The organism is Segatella maculosa OT 289 (assembly GCF_000243015.1).
Taxonomy (GTDB): Bacteria; Bacteroidota; Bacteroidia; order Bacteroidales; family Bacteroidaceae; genus Prevotella; species Prevotella maculosa.
Map to the genome: position 1 here is coordinate 1 of NZ_JH594517.1, position 19,673 is coordinate 19,673.

The 19,673-nt window shown below is 47.8% G+C and carries 15 protein-coding genes and 2 pseudogenes; 7 read left to right on the top strand and 10 right to left on the bottom strand.

Annotated features, from left to right (window positions below):
• Positions 1-402: 402 nt before the first annotated feature.
• The 7 genes and pseudogenes from HMPREF9944_RS13065 (at position 403) to HMPREF9944_RS12385 (ending at position 6,236) form a co-directional block, all read left to right on the top strand.
• Entirely contained in the window at positions 403-540 is a 138-nt protein-coding gene (locus tag HMPREF9944_RS13065) for a hypothetical protein (RefSeq protein ID WP_155814696.1), read from the top strand.
• A gap of 231 nt (positions 541-771) precedes the next feature.
• Positions 772-1,221: a conjugal transfer protein MobA gene (mobA, locus tag HMPREF9944_RS12365; protein ID WP_008566697.1), complete on the top strand. Its 450-nt coding sequence runs from the start codon at positions 772-774 to the stop codon at positions 1,219-1,221.
• Positions 1,206-2,453 carry a conjugal transfer protein MobB gene (gene mobB, locus HMPREF9944_RS12370; RefSeq protein ID WP_008566698.1) on the top strand — a complete coding sequence of 416 codons (1,248 nt, stop codon included), beginning with the start codon at positions 1,206-1,208 and terminating at the stop codon, positions 2,451-2,453. The genes mobA and mobB overlap by 16 nt, the downstream gene beginning before the upstream one ends.
• Positions 2,454-2,668: 215 nt before the next feature.
• Positions 2,669-3,350 (top strand): annotated as a pseudogene (locus tag HMPREF9944_RS12375) (outer membrane beta-barrel protein).
• A gap of 124 nt (positions 3,351-3,474) precedes the next feature.
• A complete protein-coding gene (locus HMPREF9944_RS13455) occupies positions 3,475-3,603 on the top strand; it encodes a hypothetical protein (RefSeq protein ID WP_280513091.1) in 129 nt (42 codons plus the stop codon).
• Between the two features lie 6 nt (positions 3,604-3,609).
• Positions 3,610-4,872, top strand: coding sequence for an HmuY family protein (locus tag HMPREF9944_RS12380; RefSeq protein ID WP_008566701.1), 1,263 nt, complete (start codon positions 3,610-3,612; stop codon positions 4,870-4,872).
• A gap of 11 nt (positions 4,873-4,883) precedes the next feature.
• Positions 4,884-6,236 (top strand): hypothetical protein, encoded by a 1,353-nt coding sequence (locus HMPREF9944_RS12385; protein WP_008566702.1) that lies wholly within the window; start codon positions 4,884-4,886, stop codon positions 6,234-6,236.
• A 161-nt stretch (positions 6,237-6,397) separates the two neighbouring features.
• Here HMPREF9944_RS12385 and HMPREF9944_RS12390 read toward each other — a convergent pair.
• The 10 genes and pseudogenes from HMPREF9944_RS12390 to HMPREF9944_RS12440 all read right to left on the bottom strand — a co-directional run.
• Positions 6,398-7,259 (bottom strand): annotated as a pseudogene (locus HMPREF9944_RS12390) (IS5 family transposase); the annotation flags it as partial.
• Positions 7,260-7,647: 388 nt separating this feature from the next.
• Complete coding sequence (locus tag HMPREF9944_RS12395) at positions 7,648-7,986, bottom strand: DUF2149 domain-containing protein (protein ID WP_008566705.1); 339 nt, start codon at positions 7,984-7,986, stop codon at positions 7,648-7,650.
• Positions 7,983-8,588 carry a MotA/TolQ/ExbB proton channel family protein gene (locus HMPREF9944_RS12400; protein WP_008566706.1) on the bottom strand — a complete coding sequence of 202 codons (606 nt, stop codon included), beginning with the start codon at positions 8,586-8,588 and terminating at the stop codon, positions 7,983-7,985. Before HMPREF9944_RS12400 ends, HMPREF9944_RS12395 begins: the two co-directional genes overlap by 4 nt.
• A gap of 17 nt (positions 8,589-8,605) precedes the next feature.
• Positions 8,606-9,289 carry a hypothetical protein gene (locus HMPREF9944_RS12405; protein ID WP_008566707.1) on the bottom strand — a complete coding sequence of 228 codons (684 nt, stop codon included), beginning with the start codon at positions 9,287-9,289 and terminating at the stop codon, positions 8,606-8,608.
• A gap of 18 nt (positions 9,290-9,307) precedes the next feature.
• Positions 9,308-13,687 (bottom strand): cobaltochelatase subunit CobN, encoded by a 4,380-nt coding sequence (locus HMPREF9944_RS12410; protein WP_008566708.1) that lies wholly within the window; start codon positions 13,685-13,687, stop codon positions 9,308-9,310.
• A gap of 33 nt (positions 13,688-13,720) precedes the next feature.
• A complete protein-coding gene (locus HMPREF9944_RS12415) occupies positions 13,721-15,859 on the bottom strand; it encodes a TonB-dependent receptor (protein WP_008566709.1) in 2,139 nt (712 codons plus the stop codon).
• Between the two features lie 4 nt (positions 15,860-15,863).
• A complete protein-coding gene (locus HMPREF9944_RS12420; protein WP_008566710.1) occupies positions 15,864-16,526 on the bottom strand; it encodes an HmuY family protein in 663 nt (220 codons plus the stop codon).
• Between the two features lie 44 nt (positions 16,527-16,570).
• Positions 16,571-17,485 carry a calycin-like domain-containing protein gene (locus HMPREF9944_RS12425; protein WP_008566711.1) on the bottom strand — a complete coding sequence of 305 codons (915 nt, stop codon included), beginning with the start codon at positions 17,483-17,485 and terminating at the stop codon, positions 16,571-16,573.
• A 792-nt stretch (positions 17,486-18,277) separates the two neighbouring features.
• Positions 18,278-18,640, bottom strand: coding sequence for a hypothetical protein (locus HMPREF9944_RS12435; RefSeq protein WP_008566713.1), 363 nt, complete (start codon positions 18,638-18,640; stop codon positions 18,278-18,280).
• 72 nt (positions 18,641-18,712) lie between these two features.
• Positions 18,713-19,673: site-specific integrase (locus HMPREF9944_RS12440; RefSeq protein WP_008566714.1), on the bottom strand; the 961-nt coding region annotated here is incomplete at its 5' end.

Below are 19,673 nucleotides of genomic sequence, written 5' to 3' on the forward strand. Positions count from 1 at the left end.
CATAAATGCTTTGATATATGATTGGGACATCCCATTGACGGGTATAGGACTTGTACTCGACAAGTATAGGACTTGTGCCCCACGGGTATAGGACTTGTCACAGTCGTCTGTAGCTCCGTGTGTATTCACGTCCGTGCTTTCGTGCGAACAACTGCTATGCCTTCTGTCCCCTCATTCCCACATTCAAACATGCGGAAGCACCTGCATTCAAACGTGCGGACGTCCTGACATTCGGTCTTCCCTAAAACATGGTGCCGTACTTATTGGCATGCGCTTTCCCATACGCCGGTCATTCCATACGACCGTAAGTGTACGCAGTCTTGCTTACGGACTTTTGTGCGGCAGTCTTTATCCGCTTATGAAAGGGCGTCTGCCCAATCGCACTTGCAAAGTAAAGTACTTATGACCAAACTTGTATCATTTTTCAATCACGTGGCAGCTTGTGGCGTCGTTCCTATCGGTTTTCGGGTGGATATTCTGCCTAATTTTGCACCCGAGCGACGAGCTCTGTCGGTCGGTGTTCTCCCTGACGGCTTCTGAAGGTAACTCCCTCATCCGTCCGAAGGCGGTTGTTTGTGTCCTCAAAGACACAGCAAGATATCCTTTGAGTAACTCAAAGGCTTTCGGGTAACTCCCGAAAGGTGCCCTCTCTACACAAGGAGAGGGAGGCATTTTCTCCGAAGTCGGAAATCCTTTGAAGGGCAGTTCTACCTATACAGGGGAACAACCGGCACGGCGGCCGAGTCGCAAAACCACTTAATCCACAGAAATATGAAAAAGGAAAAGGAAAATGAAAACAGGGGTGCAGGTGATACCCCCAAGTGGGGCAAGCACCCCAAGGAGACAAGGAAGACGCATTGCGTCATGGTGCGTTTCGATGACGAGGAATGGCTTAAATTGCTCTCCATGTACGACCAATCGGGTGTCTATGCCCGAGCGGTTTTCATCAAGGCCCGTGTCTTTTCGCAGCCTTTCCGTGTGATAAAAACAGACAAGACGCTGCTCGATTATTACACCAAGCTCTCGTCTTTTCATGCGCAATACCGCGCCGTGGGCAACAACTATAACCAAGTCGTCAAGGAACTGCGTGTACACTTTTCCGAGAAAAAGGCGATGGCACTGCTTTATAAATTAGAGAAATGTACACAGGAGTTGGTGCTCATTACGCAGCAAATCATCCGCCTCACCCAAACCTTTGAGCAGCAATGGTCGCAAAGATAAGTATCGGAAGTTCGCTCTACGGCGCACTTGCCTACAACGCCCAAAAGGTGAATGCGGACGAGGGAAAACTCCTTGCCACCAACAAAGTGTTCGATGGCGGGGACGGACAGATGGACTGCACCCGACTGCTGCGAGACTTCTGTAACTGCATGCCCGAAAATGTCAGGACACGCAACACGGTGATTCACGTCTCGCTCAATCCGCATCCCGACGACCGACTCACGGATATGGAGATGGCAAACATCGCACAGATATATATGGAAAGGCTCGGCTACGGCAACCAACCCTATGTGATTGTCAAGCACGAGGACATCGACCGCCACCATGTGCACATCGTATCGGTCAATGTCGATGAAAAGGGTAAACGTATCGACAGGGACTTTCTTTTCCGTAGGAGCGAACGCATACGCAAGGAACTCGAAAGGGAATTTAACCTGCATCCTGCCGAACGCAAACGGAATGAGATACGTGAAGCTGCCCATACGGTAAACATCGATAAGGGCGATGTAAAAAAGCAAATCGCAAGCGTACTGCTTTCCGCTACCACCCGTTACTGCTTTCAGTCGATGGGCGAATACCGCGCCCTGCTTTCGCTCTACAACATCCACGTGGAAGAGACGCGAGGAAAGGTAGGAAGACGGGAGTATCACGGGCTGGTCTACTCGACAACGGGCGACAAAGGCAACAAGGTGGGCAATCCTTTCAAAGCATCGCTCTTCGGCAAGTCCGCAAGCTATGCCGCCATCGAGAAACGCTTTTCTTTGTCGAAAAAACAGATAGCCGAAAAGAAATTCACTGAGCCTACCAAACGGGCAGTACTTCAAACACTCGGAGAGACTTATCACAGGGCAAAATTCGTAAATCTGCTCAAAGCCAAGGGTATCGACACGGTGCTGCGTCTCACCGACGAGGGTCGCATCTACGGAGCAACTTTCATCGACCACCGCACGGGTTGCGTACTCAATGGCTCGCGCATGGGCAAGGAACTCTCTGCCAATGCCCTGCAAGAGCACTTTACCTTACCCTACGCCGATGAGAAGCCCATACCGTTTACTCTTCACCCCGAAGAGACGGTACAGAAAGAGTTCATCATACAAGACGACAATGAAAATCCTTCCTTTGGCCTCGGGATCCTTAATCCCTCCAGTCAGGCCGTAAACGCCGAAGAGGAAGATTCTATCAGGAAGATGAAACGACGCAAGAAACGAAAGGGAAAGGGACGGACAATGTGAGACCTCAGTAAAACTCTGTTAAAAACAGAATTAACAATACAACTTGTTGATTTTCAATTATCATATTTTAATGTGAATGTTTTTTGCAGAGATCTTGATAATATACTACGAAATATTTTTGCCGAAAATATTGTTTCTTCCAAAAGAATTATTAATTTTGTAGAAGAATGGGGAACTTCAGTCCCTTAAAAACAATAACAAAAAATTACTCCGTTATGTATATAAGGTCTCATTTACTTATTCTTTTCCTTGTCTCCAGTCTTTCACTAAGTGCTCAGGAAAGTGCTTTCAATACCGGTGCCCGCTTGGGTGGCGGTTACAGCGTGAATAACCATGTAGATAAGATATTGGTGAGCGAGGATTATTACTCTAATTATTCGTTCGACAACAAAGGACAGTTCGTGCCAAGCGCCGAGCTGTTTCTTCTTTATAGGCAGCCTGCAAGCCTTTGGGGCGTGGAAGAGGGCATCGCCTATTATAACAAAACAGCGCGAGTTCGTTACGAGGACAAGAACGAATTGACCTACATGCTCTCTACCCGTTATCACCATTTGGAACTTGCCGCTTATTTCAATCTCTATCCTTTTAAGGCAAAAAACTCGCTGCATATTTCACTGGGCGGACGGATAGATGCAAACCTCTCTCCAAATGGTCTCACCTATACGGGTAATCAAGAAGATGCGAAGTTCTCGGCGTTGGGTTATCCCAGCGTAAAGGGCGGCATTGGGCGGCGGTATCGGTTATGACTTTCCATTCGGTATGACGCTCGACTTGCGATACCATTACAGTCTGACCAATAGCATCAAGGCCGAAACGAACACCTATAATTGGGTGGAACATGATAACCACAATCAGCAGATTGAACTGACGGTGGGTTATAGGATTAATATCCGATAAGTTCTAATCAGGGACTTATCCTTAGCCTCTTTCTCTTCTTTGCCAAGATTGGTATAACATTTAGGACAGATTTTCGCTTTAAAACAAACCCATTTAATTATTTACATTATCTAAACATTACATGATGAAAACTTTTGTAAAATCATCCAGCATTGCTGGTGCTTTGATGTGCGGCGTATTCTTTTTCACCGCATGTTCGCATGATGACGACCCCACTCCCTCGCCTCGTCCGCAAGGAACGGTCAGCACGTAACTGAAAATGACTAAGAGCGGCTTCGCTTATTTCTCGTTTGCCACAAACCAAATGGTAGATGCAACAACGGCAGAAACACCGGGAACGAAGAGCTGGGACATCGCTTTCGACATGTTGAACGGTCGCACCAACAACGGTGCTGTCTACGTGACACGATACACGGACTTTGATGCTGTGAAAACAGTGAAACCCTTCTTAGGGGGAGACGCTAAGAACGAATGGCTTACCGACAGGAAAATGAATGTCATGTCGTTGCGCAGTATGCCCCCTGTCACTGTGGAAAAGATGTGTAACCCCGCCTTTACGGAATGGTACACCATGAAGGGCATGTCGCTGTCTGTAAAGCCTACGGTATATATTGTGCGCACAGCAGACGGTCATTACGTGAAACTCCAGTTCACAAACCATCACGGAGCCGACGGCACTTTGGGAAATATCCAATTCAAGTATGCATATATTGACGAGACTGGAACCAATGCACTTGCCCCCGGAGAATTAGTGGTAGAGCAGCTGGAAGCCGGTAAACTGACCGAGCTACTCAAGAAGAGCAATGTGAAAGAGTTGCGTTACCTCACGATCAAAAGCGGCAATATCAACGACGAAGATTTCGATACACTGAAACAAACCAAAACACTCGAGGTGCTCGACATCAGCGGCGCTACGCTGAAACTATCGGATGAAAGTACCGGTTTTAAAGACTTCAGGAACATCAAGAAGCTCATTGCCCCCGCCAACCTGCAGAGTATTGCCGGCGCTTGGCCGTGGTTTATCTACATGAGCAACCTCGAAGAGCTCGTATTCCCCGGCAATTCGCTGGAGAATATTCAAGCAGAAGGTTTTACGGGTCTGCCCAAACTGCGCAAAATCACATTACCTTCATCAGTGCTGACCATGGGTGAGGGTGCGTTCCAAGGTGCCGGTCTGGAGGAGTTCACTTTCCCCGAGAAAGTGCAGATCATATCCAAACACTGTCTGATGAGCTGCAAAAAACTGCAAAAAGTAGTGATTCCGGCAGCCGTAAAGGAAATAAAGGCCGGCGCATTTCTCTATGACAAAGCATTGAAAGAAATCGTTTTCAAAGGAACGACACCACCCAAAAAGGCGACAAGTCCGTACGATGCTTTCTCAGACCTTCAGTTTGATGATGCCAAAGGCAACGTGTTCCTCCACTTCATTGTGCCGAAAGGTTCCATTGATGCTTATATCAAAGCATGGGGATGGGCAGAAGACGACAAGAAATACTTTCAAGAAGCCACTGACAACCCTTAATTGAGAACTGTATGAGACACAGATATAGCATTTGTCTGTACGTGTTTTTCTGTGGTATCCTCTTGCTCGGCGCTTCCTGTAAGCAGTCCGAACAGGAGGATACTCCTGTAGTTCCGACCACGGATAACAAGATTATCAGTTATTATCGGAGCATATCCGATGCCGAGATACCTGCCGCCCCATCGGTCGGAATGTATCGTGAGAAGATAGAACCGGCTGATGTCGGTACGCAGCAACGCCGCATTTGGGAACTTTGGAAGCAGGCGCACACGGGATGGACACGCGTTTTCGACTTCGCAGGAATGAACGCAACGTATAAAGAAACGGTATGGGAAATACCCGAAAAGGAACGCATGAAAGTGCGCCTCTTTACCAAAGGTGTCCGTCCTGCCAGAGGTTATCCGCTGATTATCCACCTTCATGGCGGCGGTTTATATGCCGATGCGCCCGGTCCGTGGGAAAGTCTGATTAACACGGAGGAGTTTGAAATCAACTTCGACCTTGCCCATCGCGTGTTCCAAGAGGGACAACCCGTGGCCTATATGGTGCCCCGTATGCCTGACGACCGCAAGGGACGATGGTATTTCCTGCCTAAGCGCGTGGCTTTCAAGCAAGCGATACAGGCGGCAGTACTTAGCGGGTTGGTGAATCCCGACAAGGTATATCTCACCGGTATCTCTGAAGACGGGTACGGAAGTCTGCGGCTCGGCATCTTCATGCCCGACTATTTTGCCGGCGTAGGCCCGATGGCCGCTGCCGAGAAAATAAATGGAGAGGCACAGAATTACCGCAATACGGCTTTCAGAATGGAAGTGGGCGAGAAGGACTATCAATATGGTCGTGCCGACTACGCAGGTATCTGGCAACTCGAAATGAAAGCTCTGCATGAGCAGTGGCCGGAAGATTTTGTGCACGAAGTAAATCTGCAGGCAAGACAAGGCCATGAAATAGATTATACGAAAGTAATTCCATGGCTGTTGAACTACACACGAAGGCATTATCCGAAACGGATAACTTACCGCTATTACGACCTCGACGGCAAAGACAGCTATGCTGCCGGCGTGTATTATCTCGGCTTTCAAAACCTGCAACCCGAGAAAGGGAGCAGTCTGTTCTTCGACGTACAGCACGATGGAAACCGCTTTGTCGTGGAAACCAAAACAAGCCAAGGGAAGGTCGGGGGCAGCTTCTGTCTCTACATCAGCGAGGTGGATTTCTCGCGTCCCATAGAGGTAACGTATAACGGGAAGACTGTTTTCCATGATAAAATAACCCCCAATGTGGGTACGATGGTAGAATCAACGGCACTCTTCGGCGACCCCTCACGAGTGTACCCTGCCAAAGTAACTCTGAAAATGCAATGAAAAAGAAACCATCTTCCGCCACGGCGAAAGATAAAAAATGTGAAGATCTTATTCGTCCGCCGCGGCGGATGAACAAAAAACACATTGGAGCAGGATAAAAGCATCTTGTCCAATAGTCCCAAAGGAACGACTGTCTGAATTTCCTTATCCCGAACTCGCGTATATCTAATCTTGCTGATGGCAACATTGACACGCTGTTGCCTTTTGGTAATCTTCTTGCGCCTGGTTCCCTTGTACATGATGTGACTTTTGAGGTTCATCTTTCCGAGCGTCTTCCTGTTCTCAGCCAAATCCTAGCCTTTGTCGGCATAGACGGGCCTCCCTTGTGGGAGGCCGGCTTTCTTCAAGGGCGTTTCAAGATGCTTGATGCCGCTCTCGTTGGCAGCCGTTGTCTCCTCGGCCAGGACCAGTCTATTCTCGTCTGTTACCGTATGACGCTTGTAGCCAAAGTGGAGCTTTTCCATCTTCTTGTTCCATCGGGCATCCTCGTCCACATTGGATTTGACAACTTCCTTGAGCATTGCTTCTTGCAAGGTTTCTCGGCCGTCCTCCTCATGATGGTCTTCCACCACCTCATATTCCCTACACCCACGGGGACGATGGGGAGTGTCTATAATACTTGTCTCTACAATGGCATCGTGCCTGACGATAATGTCTTTCTCTTTAAGTTTATGGTTTATTTTATCGAGAATCATATCGTACAGGCCGGCCTCTACCAGTGTGTTCCAAAAACGGCAGACAGTCGTGCTGTTGGGAACAGCGTCTTCCATACCCAAACCGACGAAACGGTTGTAAGAGAGGCGATCGTTCACCTGCTCCTCAACCTCAACGTCACTCAGTCCATACCATGTATGCAGAAGTACGGTCTTGAACAAAACCAAGCCGTCATAACCCGGACAACCTCTTGATTTATGGCCCTTGGTATAGGCGATTGCTATAATGCTTCGTATGGGAATCCAGTCGATTATCCTGTCTATCTGGAAGAAGAAGGCCTGCTTGACCCTTGCGCTGACCGAGGAGCAGGTCGGCAAAACTGGGAAACTATAGCTTCTATTTCATAATATAAAGGTACTGACTATTTTTGACATGAACGAATCCGTGGGTGATAGTTTTGTAGAGGGCCCATATTGCACTCTTGCAGAGCTTACATTACACCTCGTACCACTATATTTCGCATTTGAGGTACTGCGCAATCATACGCTGCCGGCACTTACATTGCACCCCACACCATGATAATAAGGTATTGATGTGTCCTGCAAAACGAGTGCTTCAGCACTTGCCCCATACATCGCAGGGCGGCAACAGGGCATCCATGCACCCTATCGTGCAACATTTTCGGAGATTCTCCGTGCCTTTGGTAAACGTTCAAATAGCCATGCGGTATGACAGGAAAGGAGGGAGGACAGTGTGCTTACTCTGGCACATAAATGATTTGTCCGTTTTCCAGCTGGTAAGCAGTGCCTAACCGTTTACCTTTCGCACCATTGTTATCGGTGGTTTCTCCCGAGGCTTTATACGTGTTTATCTGCTTTCCTTGCTTTGTAATTATCTCCATATTGTCCTTCCCTGGGTTTTTGACCACAGTAAAGTCCTCATTTCCAAAAACCTCAGTCATATTCATGTGCATCACCATGGCCACCATCAGAGAGACGGCAAACACCATGGCCACGTCGAACAGATTGACAACCACGCTCAGCGGGTCGGCATCATCATCTACTAAAAGACGGTTACCTCTTCTCCTGCGGCTCATGGGTGTTCCTCCTTTTGATTCAGTATGCGCGCCACGTAGTCGAGGTTGTTTACGTCTTGGGCTAACCATCGTTGTCTCAACTGTAGGGTAAACAGGCCTACGGCACTGATAACCAGACCCACGACCGTTGCAGCAAAGACCACTTGCATGTTGTAGGCCATGCCGGAGATGTCGCCGGTGGAGAGACCTACCAGTGCAGGACTCATGGAGATAAGCGTACCGATAAGCCCGAGAACAGGGCCTAACTTGGCCAGCAGGCGCGATAGATTCACCTCCTTGACAGTCTCAGTTTCATATTGGGTGATGAGATAGTCGGTATAGTCCTCATGGTCTTTGCCGTTGTCGAGCATGTCTTTCAGATAACGGACGTACAGGGAGTCGGTCTTCTGCGGCAGACTTTCCTTGAGGTTTTCGATACCGTCGGGGGTAAGGTCTTTTATGAGATGGTTGAAGCGCTGATTGTTTCTGCGGCGCAGCATGAAGCCATTGTAAGTGCCGCCAAGCAGCACAAGGGCGCGCAGAAAGAAGAGAATCAACAAGATGATGTCGGGAATCAGCAAACTATTGGCTATCCCGAAAAGGGCACGTGATATATATTCCATTGGTTAAATGTATGATTTTATGATTTACGAAAAAGCCATCTGTAACGGCTGAGAAGCCACCCTAAGCCGAAAAGGAGTGCGAAACCGCCCAAGGTAAATGCGAGGGTGAGCCAATCGAAAGGATGCTCTTTCACGGCGTAGACTATCTTTCCATTCTCTGTCGCTATCAGTCCGAGGATGCAGATAAAGAGCGAAAGCAGCAGATGAACCTCCACCCGATGGTCGCGTTCGGGCAGAAGAAAGCGAAAACCCTCGGCAATGAGTGGTAGCAAAAGCACCACCGCGCCGGCAAAAAGCCATGCCGTGAGGCTGAAATCAACACCCACCACGGCGAAAAGCGTCTGGGTAAGGAGGTAGAATACGAGGGGAAACATGAGTAGCCCCGGGTACCAAAAGAGCACCTTCGCCCACCATTTATTGCGTATCGTGTGATCATCGTTTTGCAGATACGTGAGTGTAAAAGCCAAACAAAACACCGATTCGATGGTTACAATAATGGCCATGTTTTGTAAGACAGCGGTATTTTGCAGGTAGTCGGCTATGCGAGTCTTGGATTGGAGCATGGCGTAATCCATGCTCCAATAGGCAAAACCGCCTAAGACAAGGCAGTAAATGATGCGCTGCCACCACTGCCACAGACTGAGTTTCATGACGCAGTTGAGAAAGATGAACAGCAGAAGTACATAGATAATCTGTTCCATGACACGAGGTTAAGTGGCCTATCGCTCGTTTTTACGTTTACGACGGAGAATCAACAGCATGACGATGAAAGCAGCAAAAACCATGGAAACGATGACGACACCGTTGAGTGAAGTACTCGTTTCGGCGGCATCTTCAACAGCTTCGTCTGTCTCTTTCTTCATCACCATACTCTTACCGTTGGTCTTTCCTTGCGCAGCAACGGTCATCTGCCTGTTACGTTGCAGGTAAGTCTTTGCGCTTGCCGCAGGTGCTTTGCCCGCAATGAAGTCTTGCAGGGGACGGTTGTTTCCCTCGAACGATGAGCCGGAAGGGCCGAAACGCGTAACGAGTTCGGTGTGGAGGGTGGCGATATCGGCCAACTGCTGTGGCGAAGCTTTCCAATAACCCTTGCGGGCAGTCTCCATCATGGTGGCGGTCATCTCTTCCATAGCAGTGGGATTCACCTTTGCAAACTGCTCCTTGATACCGAGGTCGTACTTGTCTTTGACATACACATTGTAGATTTCGTCCCACAACTCCTTGTCGATGTTCCGAGGCTTCATCACGTTCCATCCATAGGTGTTTCTCACCATTTCGGCTATTTCATCGGTGGCGTTTTCACCACCGGATAGTGCACGTTTCACGTAAGATGGGTTAAGAATCTTCGTTCGGGCCTCAACGCCGATGGCCTCTTTGCTGTCCTGCATTCTGTAATTGTTGCGATTGCGGTAATCACTGAAGTAAGCCTCGGGGTCTTTGCCCGTCACATGACGCACAGCAAGACTGACTCCACCCATGAACTCATATACATGGTCGAGACTCAACGCGCCCCATGTATTGTTCTGACGTGGCTGAACAACGACATCTGTACGGGTGAGTGCAGCCCCAAAGGCCTCATGCACATCGTTCATCCAGTGCTCTTCGTCGCCATAAAAGGCTCCCATATTGTTGATATAGGTCTCGGCTATCTGCCGCTCATTTGTCCAACGATTGCCTTGTTCCACCATACCTTGAATGCCGGTGCCATAGCCTCCGCCTGCGCCCCCAAAGACACGATAGTGCGACAGCTCACGGGCTTCTTTCGGAGAAACACCTTTGTCGATAAGATAGCGTTCCGATGCTTCCACGCCAACTTTCACTTCATTGGTAAACTTGTCGTCGTCTGCCGCAGCTGCCATCTGCACAGCACGCGTAATCAGAAAGAGACGGGAGGCAGCTAAGTCGCGCAACTGCCCCGAAGTCTGTACCACCACGTCGATACGAGGTCTGCCGAGAGCCGACGAAGGAATGAGTTTGATGTCGCTCACACGGCCATATCGGTCTCTCACCGGTTCTACTCCGAGCATGTAAAGCACCTGTGCAATGGTAGCGCCACCTGTCTGTATGAACTCGCCCGACCACAGAGTGTAACTTACTTTACGAGGATATTCACCCCGATGCTTTCTCCTATATTCGTCGATGGTATTCTTGGCCAAGGCGATACCTTTCTCCCACGCATCCGGGGTAGGAGTCTCTTCGGCATTGATGGCAAAGAGATTTCTACCGGTCGGCAAAGTATTAGGATTGAGGATGAGGTCTCCACCGGGGGAAGGAGCAGTATATCCGCCATTCAAAGCATTGACAAGAGAAGCCAACTCCAAACTCGGACTCTTTACGAGCAGGTCTTTATACTGACCGATGTTTCTCAATGAAGTCTCCACTTCCGTTACTGCATGGGCAAACTCAATATCCTTGGGGTTTAATGCGTCGGCTTCGGTTGCATGCTGCCTGCCCGCTGATGTGTTGCCCATTTGCTTTTTAAGGCCTTCTTCCATCTTCTTCAAGGCTTCAGGGCTGGCTCCCATCTTCTTGGCCACTGCCAACATACGGGTAGGGTCTTTCTTTGCCAGCATCTTGCGCATCTGGTATCTCATGAATTTGGCTATGGGGCTGTTAGACGGAGCAGGCACTTCCATATCCTTACTCTCCATCTTTCCCATCATACCGCCATGGGCTTTACCCTCGTGCTTCTTATCTTTCCGCGATGCCGCCATCATCATGGCCATCATGCCCTTAGGCATATTCTTCTTTTCTTCTATATCATGAGCTTTTTGCAGTTGAGCAGTGGTGAGACCGGTGATGAGCAATAGCTGTCCATCGGTGAGCGATGAGGGATTGGTATAGAAGTGATTCACCAGCGATTCGGCCTTCTTCAGATATAAGGCGTTGAATTTTGCCTTGTGTAAATACAGGTCTGCGGGTGCTTTTCCTTGCTGTTTGTCGAATGAATAAAGACTATATGCAATGGGATCGACTGTCATAGAGAAAATGGTAGACCGTATATCTTCCTGCGAATAGGGAACTCCCATGACATAAGGCGTGTCCGTTATCTTCTCAGAGGACAATTCTTCGGCATAATCGGCCAATCGTTGTAGGTCTGTATCGTTGTAAACTCTCTTCAAATCGCCATCCAATCCCAAGTCTTTATGTATGCCTAACTGTATGGCAAGCTGCTTGGCTTCCACAGCGAGGGCATGCTTATTGCCCTTATTATTGAAGTAAGCAGAGAGTTTATCCTCTAAGTTCTTGTAGGTGTTGCGTAGCTCACTCTCGTGAAAAGCCGGTGTAAGATACGACAACAGACCAGCATATGAGCGTCGTTTGGCTATCATTGCCTCACCCACATTATCAATCGTATAATAATAGAAGTGTGGAAGTGCGCCCACGAGCCTGTCCGGCCAGTCATTGTTAGACAAGGCCACTTGCTTCTGCGGGGTAAATTCCAGACTGCCATGGGTACCGAAATGCAGCAATGCATCTGCTTTAAATCCGTATTGTATCCAAAGATACGGGGCAATATAGCTATGCGGCGGCACCTTGTCTGTTCCGTGAACAATCTTGAAAACGTCCTTCCCTTCACCGGCCAAGGGCTGCGGTATGAGGACGATATTTCCGTATCTGATGCGTGGAAAGGCCAGACGACCATCTGCAGTCTTTAGTTTGTTGTGGTCTCCGGGGAACTTTCCAAACTCCCTATCTACGTCTTCTATCTTTTGTTTGCGCAGGGAGGCGTGCGTCCAACTGTCGTATTCCTGTTTGGTCACCAGCTGTGGATGCCCTGTTTTCATGTATCGGGCGACATCGCCTTCAGCAAACGAGTTAAATAAAGAACCTTCCCGAGCTATTTGTTGCTTGAATTCAGTGAGTGAAGCCGGTAGTCCAGATAGGTTATAACCTTCTTTTTTAAGGTTTAAAAGTGTGTTATAGAGCGATTGGGCTACATTCATTCCACTGGCTACAAGATTGCTTTGTCCCGGTCCTTTGAAGTAAACGATGGCCAGCCGCTTGTCTTTGTTCTTCTTGGAGGTAAGGCGCGAATAGTTATTCACAGTCTTGATGAATGTTTCCAAACGTTCGGGAATGGCGTACGGATGTAGCAATCCGTTCTTGTCGCGTGTGAGACCAAACAGTGCTGTGGTACGTATCGCACCGTCAATCTCGGGCATGACCACGCTTTGCGACAAGAAACCACCCATCATTCCGCGAGGGTCTTTCTCCCAATCATTGGTCAATGCGTTTACATCCATTGGGTCAAAAAGCAATATATTATTGGCTTTGAGGTATTGCACAACATCGTCTCCCAACCTTCCATGTGCGCTGTTGATGACCATATCGGGACGTATCTGCCGAATGAAGTCTGCCATATTCATAAACGAAGACACGGGATAAACGTTGTATCCCTCTTTCACCAACGCACGAACGAGATCTGTGGGGTCGGTTACCGCACCCGAAACAACCACTTTTTTAGCACCTTTCCTGAAAAGGCCGTGCGTCTTCATGTATTTCTCATAGCTGCTTACGGAGGTAAACTCCAGCTCTTCTTCCTCGTCATTGTCTGTAGGGAAGAAGAGATAATCCGAGGGTTTCTGTTCCGGTTTCTCCGGTGTTCCGGTGAAAATAATCTTCCCGTCCACGTTTCTACGTAAGAAACTGAGCAGACTTCGGTTATTCTTCCGCCTGCCACCCATCATGTATTTCTGTATGAGCGCTGTCTCTTCTACGGTGAAATTGGAAATATCGTTGTCCGGATTGGTGGCCATCATGGTATAGACGGGTACTCCTTCATTGGCTGTCTCTTGTATCTGCTGGCGTTGTTCGGCCGTTATATTGAACCCCATGCCGTTGATGAGCACTACATCGTAATCGTCCAATGACCCCAACTCGTCGGTCTTCACATCATAGAGTTTGATGAACGGGTTATCGTCGGCCTGCGATAAGGCCTGCATCATAACGGGTTGAAAGTTTACAAGTGCGATTTTCGTGCGGCTCAACCATATATGATAGAAGCCCACAAGTAAGCTCACAAACAAGGCTAAGAGTGCGCCTAACCATATTTTTCTATGTTTTTTAAACCCAAGTTTCTGTTTTATCTTCCACATATCATGTCGTTTTATTGTCGGAATGCCATCTTTTTATAAGTGTTTGAAGAGTTGTTCCAATTCCACGGCTACGCCCACGGTGAACGAGGTGCCTGTGGTGAATGGCGAATTGTATTGATATACCTTCGGCCGATAGTTGAAAAGATTGTCTATACCCAAAGTAATCTGAACGGCCTGATAGAGCCGTTGCTGCACGATAAGCCTCCAAAGACTGTATGCGGCCGAAGTGGTTTTTCTATAAGTCTTGGTCGCGGTGTCCAACGTACTGTATGTTCCTTCCGACAGATAACGGCCGTTGAGTGTAACACTCATCTCATAGTGCTTGAAAGTCTTTCTGTAATCTACCTGTGCTGTGAATGTATGCGGCCGCGAATCAGACGTTATCGGCATGTTATGACGTGTGAACTCGTGGAAATAGGCGTAAGAGAGTTTTGCTCCGAAACCGCACGAATAGCGTGCCACCACTGTGGCATCTACGCTGGCAAGGCTGGTTCCTTCCACATTGTAGTAGGCCATTGCGCCCTTTCCTGCATCCAAGGCAGGGTTCCAGATGGTAGATATTTCGTTGTCCAAGATGTTGTAATACCCTGTCAGTGTGAAGCAATAATTGCGATGAACGTATTCTGCGGAGGTCGAAAAGCTGTTGCTCGTTTCTGCTTTCAGGTCTTTATTACCATATATATAGAATACATTTGCCATATTGAAATTCATGTACATCTCTTTCAGAGTAGGCGCTCTGAAGCCTCTGGAATAAGACCCACGCACTTTTAAGTTGTTCAACGAATACATTCCCGCTATTTTCGGTGTCAGTTGCCACCCATAACCCGAGAAGTAATCGCTGCGTAAACCGGCCACGATATTCCAATGATGAGCGATATTCCAGTCAGCTTGTGCAAAGATATCGGTCGAGAATTGTCTGTGTGATCCCCCATTCACAAACTGATAGGTTTGCAGATAATTGGCCATCATATCTCCGCCCATCGTCAGCAAAAGGTCTTTGTCGAAGGCATGGGTATAGAGTGCGCGTAGGGAGTTTTGCACATTTTTATAGTTGAGTATGTCTTTTTTCGTTACAGGATAGAAGTCGCTTTTATCGTATCTATCAAAGTTATAAGACACATCGAGCACGTCTTTCTCGCTCAATGTACCTGCAAAGCGTAGCCCTCCGAGGAAGTCTCTCGAGCGGTCTTTGCTATACGCCGACACGTTGCGCTCATGGAAATAATAGCCGGCCTTACCCGTCAACGATGTCTTGTCCGACCATTTGTAGACCAATTTGTCCTTAAAGTTCCACTGTCGGTTGCCATACACTTGTGTGCTGTCTGCACGCCCTTTATCAAAAACGGTATAAGATTTCATCCGGTCGGTCTGTATGTTCAGCAGGTTGGAGAACCGCCCTGTGCGCGACCCTACCTCCGCTCCGTGACGTTGTGTACCGTATTTGCTCTCGAAATGAGTGTTGAGGTGAACGGTCAGCGGGTCAGCTGCCGACTTTGTAATGATATTGATGACAGCCCCCACGGCATTGGAGCCATATAATGCGGAGGCTGCTCCTTTCACGATTTCGATACGCTCGATGTTGTCTACATTCAATCTTCTGTAGTCCACATTGTCGAGTGTCTCACCGGCAAGACGTTCCCCATCGACGAGGAAAAGCAACGAGAGACCGCTCAATCCCTGCATTTTCAACACTTCCTGACGGTTCATGGCATACGAATACTCTATGCCCGGAAGCTCTGCTTCCAGTACATCTCGGATATTCGTGGCATCGAGCTTCCGTATATCGGCAGCCGTTATTACCCGTGTTACCACAGGGGTATTGGCCAGCGTCTTCTTCGTCATGGTACCGGTCACTGTGACCGCACCTAAGTTGATGAGGTCTTCTTTCATATACATTTTTACTTCCGTTGTGGCCGACGATGACACTTTGACGGTACACCGTTCATAACCGATAAGCATAGCCGTAAGCGTATATTCGCCCGAAGGCACGTTGAGCGTGAATCGCCCCTCTTTGTCTGCCTGCGTGGCATATTTCTTTCCCTCAGTCATCACATAGGCAAAAGGCACGGGCTTGTTGCCATCTGTTACCACGATGCCGTGTATCGGGTCGGCGAAAGTCCGCATTGAGAAGAAGAGCAGAACTGCAAACAGCGGTAAAAGTCTTTTATTCATGGTATCAATCCTTGAATTTTACCGGATAGATATAATCAAAGGAAATATATCCTTTGATGTTGTATTTGTTGGGATTGGCAAACCCTGTGAAGCGAATCGCTGCTATCGTCTTGTCTTTCATCAGCAGGAGATACACTTTCTCGGAGGGCTTGTAAGTAGGAGGCATTGTGCTCATATTTACATCAAGCCATTTCCCTAGCTCTTTGTTCTTTGGCGTATTCGCATAAATCACTTTGCCTTGCATCATGCCGGACATATCTATAATGATGCGGTCTGCGACATCGGGTTTAAACGAAGCATCCGACGGACGCGCATAGGTACCGTTTCCGGCATCGCGTCGGAAAGTCTCCAAGTCAGCGTAGGCCGTTTCTAATGCCGCACCGCCATTGGTTTTGCAGTCGTAGCGGTGTAATGCGAAGTGCCATTCGACAGGTATATCAGCCGTGTTGTCATAGAGAAGGGTTTTCTGTGACCCGTTTTTCAGGTTGAGATATACCCAGTTGGTGTACTCTGTGGCATTGATGTTGGTGTACGTATTGTCTTTTTTGTGTTGTGAGGGGTCGCCCTCGGAAGGGTCGTCATAGATGTTATCACATGACAGGAACGATAGTACAATCGTCCCTGTCATGATGGATAAGCATAGCGACTGTAAGAGGTTTCGTCTCATAGTCGGTATTGATGTTTCGTGATTCGTTGGTGAAAACTCAGAGGTTAGTTAGCAAAGAACTGCTCAAAAGCCTGTAACACATCCTCGTGAACAGACTGCCGAGAGGGAGACGGAGGGGTTCCGAGCTTGAAGACCATGTTCAATCCGCCCATTACTGCCGGTGCCGTAAAGGTAAGTTCCGCAGCTTTCTTGGTCGTACTGATGGTTCCTTTCAGCGTGCAGACATACTCTTTCTTAGGACCAGCGCCCATTCCCATGAGCGATTTGCCTGTTCCTTCGAGTTCGTAGTTAGCATCTTTCTTGGTGATTTTCACGTTATCAATCGTGCTTATACCAAAGGTCTTTCCGTCTAATACCACCTTTGCGGTCTTGTTGTCTGCATTGGCCGTTATCGATACGGTAACGTCTTTCTCGGTCATGCCGGCAAACATTGCGGAGGAAGCCGTGAGATAGCCTTTATAGACATCGGCCACCAGCATCGGTAAAGGTGCCGAACCGTTGTTTACCGTTATCTCCAATCCGCCCATTGCAGCAGGAACGGTAAAGATAAGGCTGTAGGTTTTCTTGTCTTTACTGATGCTTCCTTTCACGTTGCAATCGTATTCTGTAGCAGCACCGCCACCATGCGGAGCGATGGCAGCCTTACCCATGCCTGCTAAAATGTATTGGTTGTCTTTCAGCACAAAGGTGGTCGAGGGGATGGTCATTGTGCCGAAAACGCCCATAGAGGCATAAACAATCTTTACGGTACCATCAGCATTGGCTGTTATCTGCACTTTTTGATTATCCAATGCCATACCCGAAGGCATGTATTTGAATGTGGCTTTAGCCCAACCTTGATAGGTTCCTTCAGGAGAACCGGTTGTAACGGGGTCGTCTTTGTCATCGCCGCATGCGGTAAATGTGAGTACTGCAATCAGAAGAAAGAGGCCTTTCTCCAACCAAGTTAGTTTTTTCATATCGTTCTTATTTTAGTTGTAGGTTTTATTTCAGTTCAAAAATACGCGTTTATGATATACTGCGCAATACCTAAAAACGATTAAATTTCCCCGTACCGGCCGATAAGCATGTCATTCGTCGTTGAGAAAACGAAGACTGGCCTCCCTCTCTCTTGTTTCCGAAACACTTGTGTAAGAGTGGTATAGAAATGCTGCTGCGTATGGTTCGCCGCTTGCCCTGTGTACGCTAGATATATGTGTATGAATCACTGTTAGACGGCGTTCTTTCCTCCCGATGACAACCTTTTACATACCTATTTATGAGGATAAATCTTTATTTCAGGGAGGAAGGGGATGGCGGAAAGGCAAGACACAACTGTCCGCCACCCAGCAACGGGCAGGATATATGTCCATGAATGATATGTCGAAAAGAAGAGCGGATAAGAGAGAAGGAGCCAGATGAGAGGGTTTATCGTAATCTACTGATATACAAACGCATATAAGTGGAAATGGGAAGACATAGCTTTTCACTTTACAAATTATATATAATAATAGGTAAGTACCTATGGGCAATTTGTTTAATGAATACATTACAAAATTATAGCATTATCAGTATTCTCGGTCTGTTTTGGTAGTATGTGGCAGCTTGTGGCGTCGTTACGGAGACAAAAGAGACAACAAAATGACAGAAAACAAGTCGGGCGGACAGTTTTTCTGGTGAAAACCGTCCGCCCGTTGTCGTTCCTTTTTGTTTCTCGGATTTTGTTTCTTGAATAGCGTATTCGAATAGTGTGTGTCGTTATTCTTGTTTGTTCAGCATTCCAATCCGCTACTGATGCAAAGCATGAGAGAGGCTGCCTGCTTGTTCTCTCTTATTATCCGTTGTATCATCCACCTGCGAAACTTTGCCGCAAATCCGGTATGAAGATAAAAGGATATAGCGATGATGGCCTCCAAGGAATACACCTCGGCAGCATGACTGTTTTCAAGAGGCATATATCTCGTGCTGTGACAGGTTGGCATGGCGCTGTCTTTCTGCACGCGGTTTATGGCTGCCCGTATCTCACCCTGCGTGGCGTAGAAGAGTTCCGCCAGTTCCCACTCGCTCATCCAAATGTCGGAACCGGTGATGCAAAATTCATTCTCTTTCAAATAAATGATGTCTCGTTGTCTCATCGTTCGTTCCTCCTTTTATATATATATTGTTTGGATGTTGTCATAATAAAAGCATTTTTATTTTTCGTACTATTACGTAAAATCCTCAGAGGTGACAAACTCACCAATATCAGCAAGTTTTTCAGATAGTACATTCATTTCCTTGTTCAGTTTCTCGTTGGTAATCTTGGCGTATATCTGTGTGCTGGAGATACATTTGTGCCCCAATACGCTGCTGACGGACTCGATAGGCATGCCGTTGGAAAGACATACCACCGTTGCCATCGTATGGCGCGCCATGTGCCAAGTAATGTGTTTGTAGATGCAGCATTTCTTCATGACGGTACGTAGTATCATTTTGCAGGAATTATAGGACGGAACGGGAAAGACACGCCCGTCGTCGCATAGGCCTTTATATTTCTTCATGATTTGAAGAGGAATGTCGAGCAGGCGGACGTTTGTTTCCACACCTGTCTTCTGTCGATGGATATGTATCCACACGCTGCCGTCGAGCGGGTTGGACACGATGTTTTCCTCCCGAAGGTTCTTCAGGTCTATGTAAGCCAATCCCGTGAAAGCGCAGAAGAGGAACAGATCGCGGATGAATGTTCGCTTGAAGTTCATCTTCGGGGCGTTGATAAGCTGTCCGAGTTCCTCCTTGGTAAGGAATCCTTTTTCCGTTTCCTCTTTCGGCACACTGCAGTCTGGGAATGGATAATGCATCAGCCAGCCGTTTTCTACCGCCCTGTGCAGTAGCATGCGGACGGGACAGGAATATACCCAGACAGAGTTGCAATGCAGGTGTTTTTCTGCAAGCAGGTAAGTCTCAAAATCGGTGATGAATGTTGGTTGAATTTCTTTCAATGCAATGTCACTCACATGATAGCGTGATTGCAGGAAGTTCTTTAGGTGACTGTATACGGCATGGTATTTCGTCAAAATGCTTTTTGCTTTCATGCCACAGTCGACTTTCTTGGCATAATCTTCCATGAAGTGGTCATAAATCTTTATGAGCGTCTGGCAGCGGTATTCCAAACCAAGGAAAGCATTCCTG

Coding starts and splice junctions, on each gene's coding strand:
- HMPREF9944_RS12435 (WP_008566713.1), bottom strand. CDS start 18,640: ATGAGACAACGAGACATCATTTATTTGAAAGAGAATGAATTTTGCATC.
- HMPREF9944_RS12415 (WP_008566709.1), bottom strand. CDS start 15,859: ATGAATAAAAGACTTTTACCGCTGTTTGCAGTTCTGCTCTTCTTCTCA.
- HMPREF9944_RS12425 (WP_008566711.1), bottom strand. CDS start 17,485: ATGAAAAAACTAACTTGGTTGGAGAAAGGCCTCTTTCTTCTGATTGCA.
- HMPREF9944_RS12405 (WP_008566707.1), bottom strand. CDS start 9,289: ATGGAACAGATTATCTATGTACTTCTGCTGTTCATCTTTCTCAACTGC.
- mobB (WP_008566698.1), top strand. CDS start 1,206: ATGGTCGCAAAGATAAGTATCGGAAGTTCGCTCTACGGCGCACTTGCC.
- HMPREF9944_RS12395 (WP_008566705.1), bottom strand. CDS start 7,986: ATGAGCCGCAGGAGAAGAGGTAACCGTCTTTTAGTAGATGATGATGCC.
- HMPREF9944_RS13455 (WP_280513091.1), top strand. CDS start 3,475: ATGAAAACTTTTGTAAAATCATCCAGCATTGCTGGTGCTTTGATGTGC.
- HMPREF9944_RS12410 (WP_008566708.1), bottom strand. CDS start 13,687: ATGTGGAAGATAAAACAGAAACTTGGGTTTAAAAAACATAGAAAAATA.
- mobA (WP_008566697.1), top strand. CDS start 772: ATGAAAAAGGAAAAGGAAAATGAAAACAGGGGTGCAGGTGATACCCCC.
- HMPREF9944_RS12420 (WP_008566710.1), bottom strand. CDS start 16,526: ATGAGACGAAACCTCTTACAGTCGCTATGCTTATCCATCATGACAGGG.
- HMPREF9944_RS12385 (WP_008566702.1), top strand. CDS start 4,884: ATGAGACACAGATATAGCATTTGTCTGTACGTGTTTTTCTGTGGTATC.
- HMPREF9944_RS13065 (WP_155814696.1), top strand. CDS start 403: ATGACCAAACTTGTATCATTTTTCAATCACGTGGCAGCTTGTGGCGTC.
- HMPREF9944_RS12380 (WP_008566701.1), top strand. CDS start 3,610: ATGACTAAGAGCGGCTTCGCTTATTTCTCGTTTGCCACAAACCAAATG.
- HMPREF9944_RS12400 (WP_008566706.1), bottom strand. CDS start 8,588: ATGGAATATATATCACGTGCCCTTTTCGGGATAGCCAATAGTTTGCTG.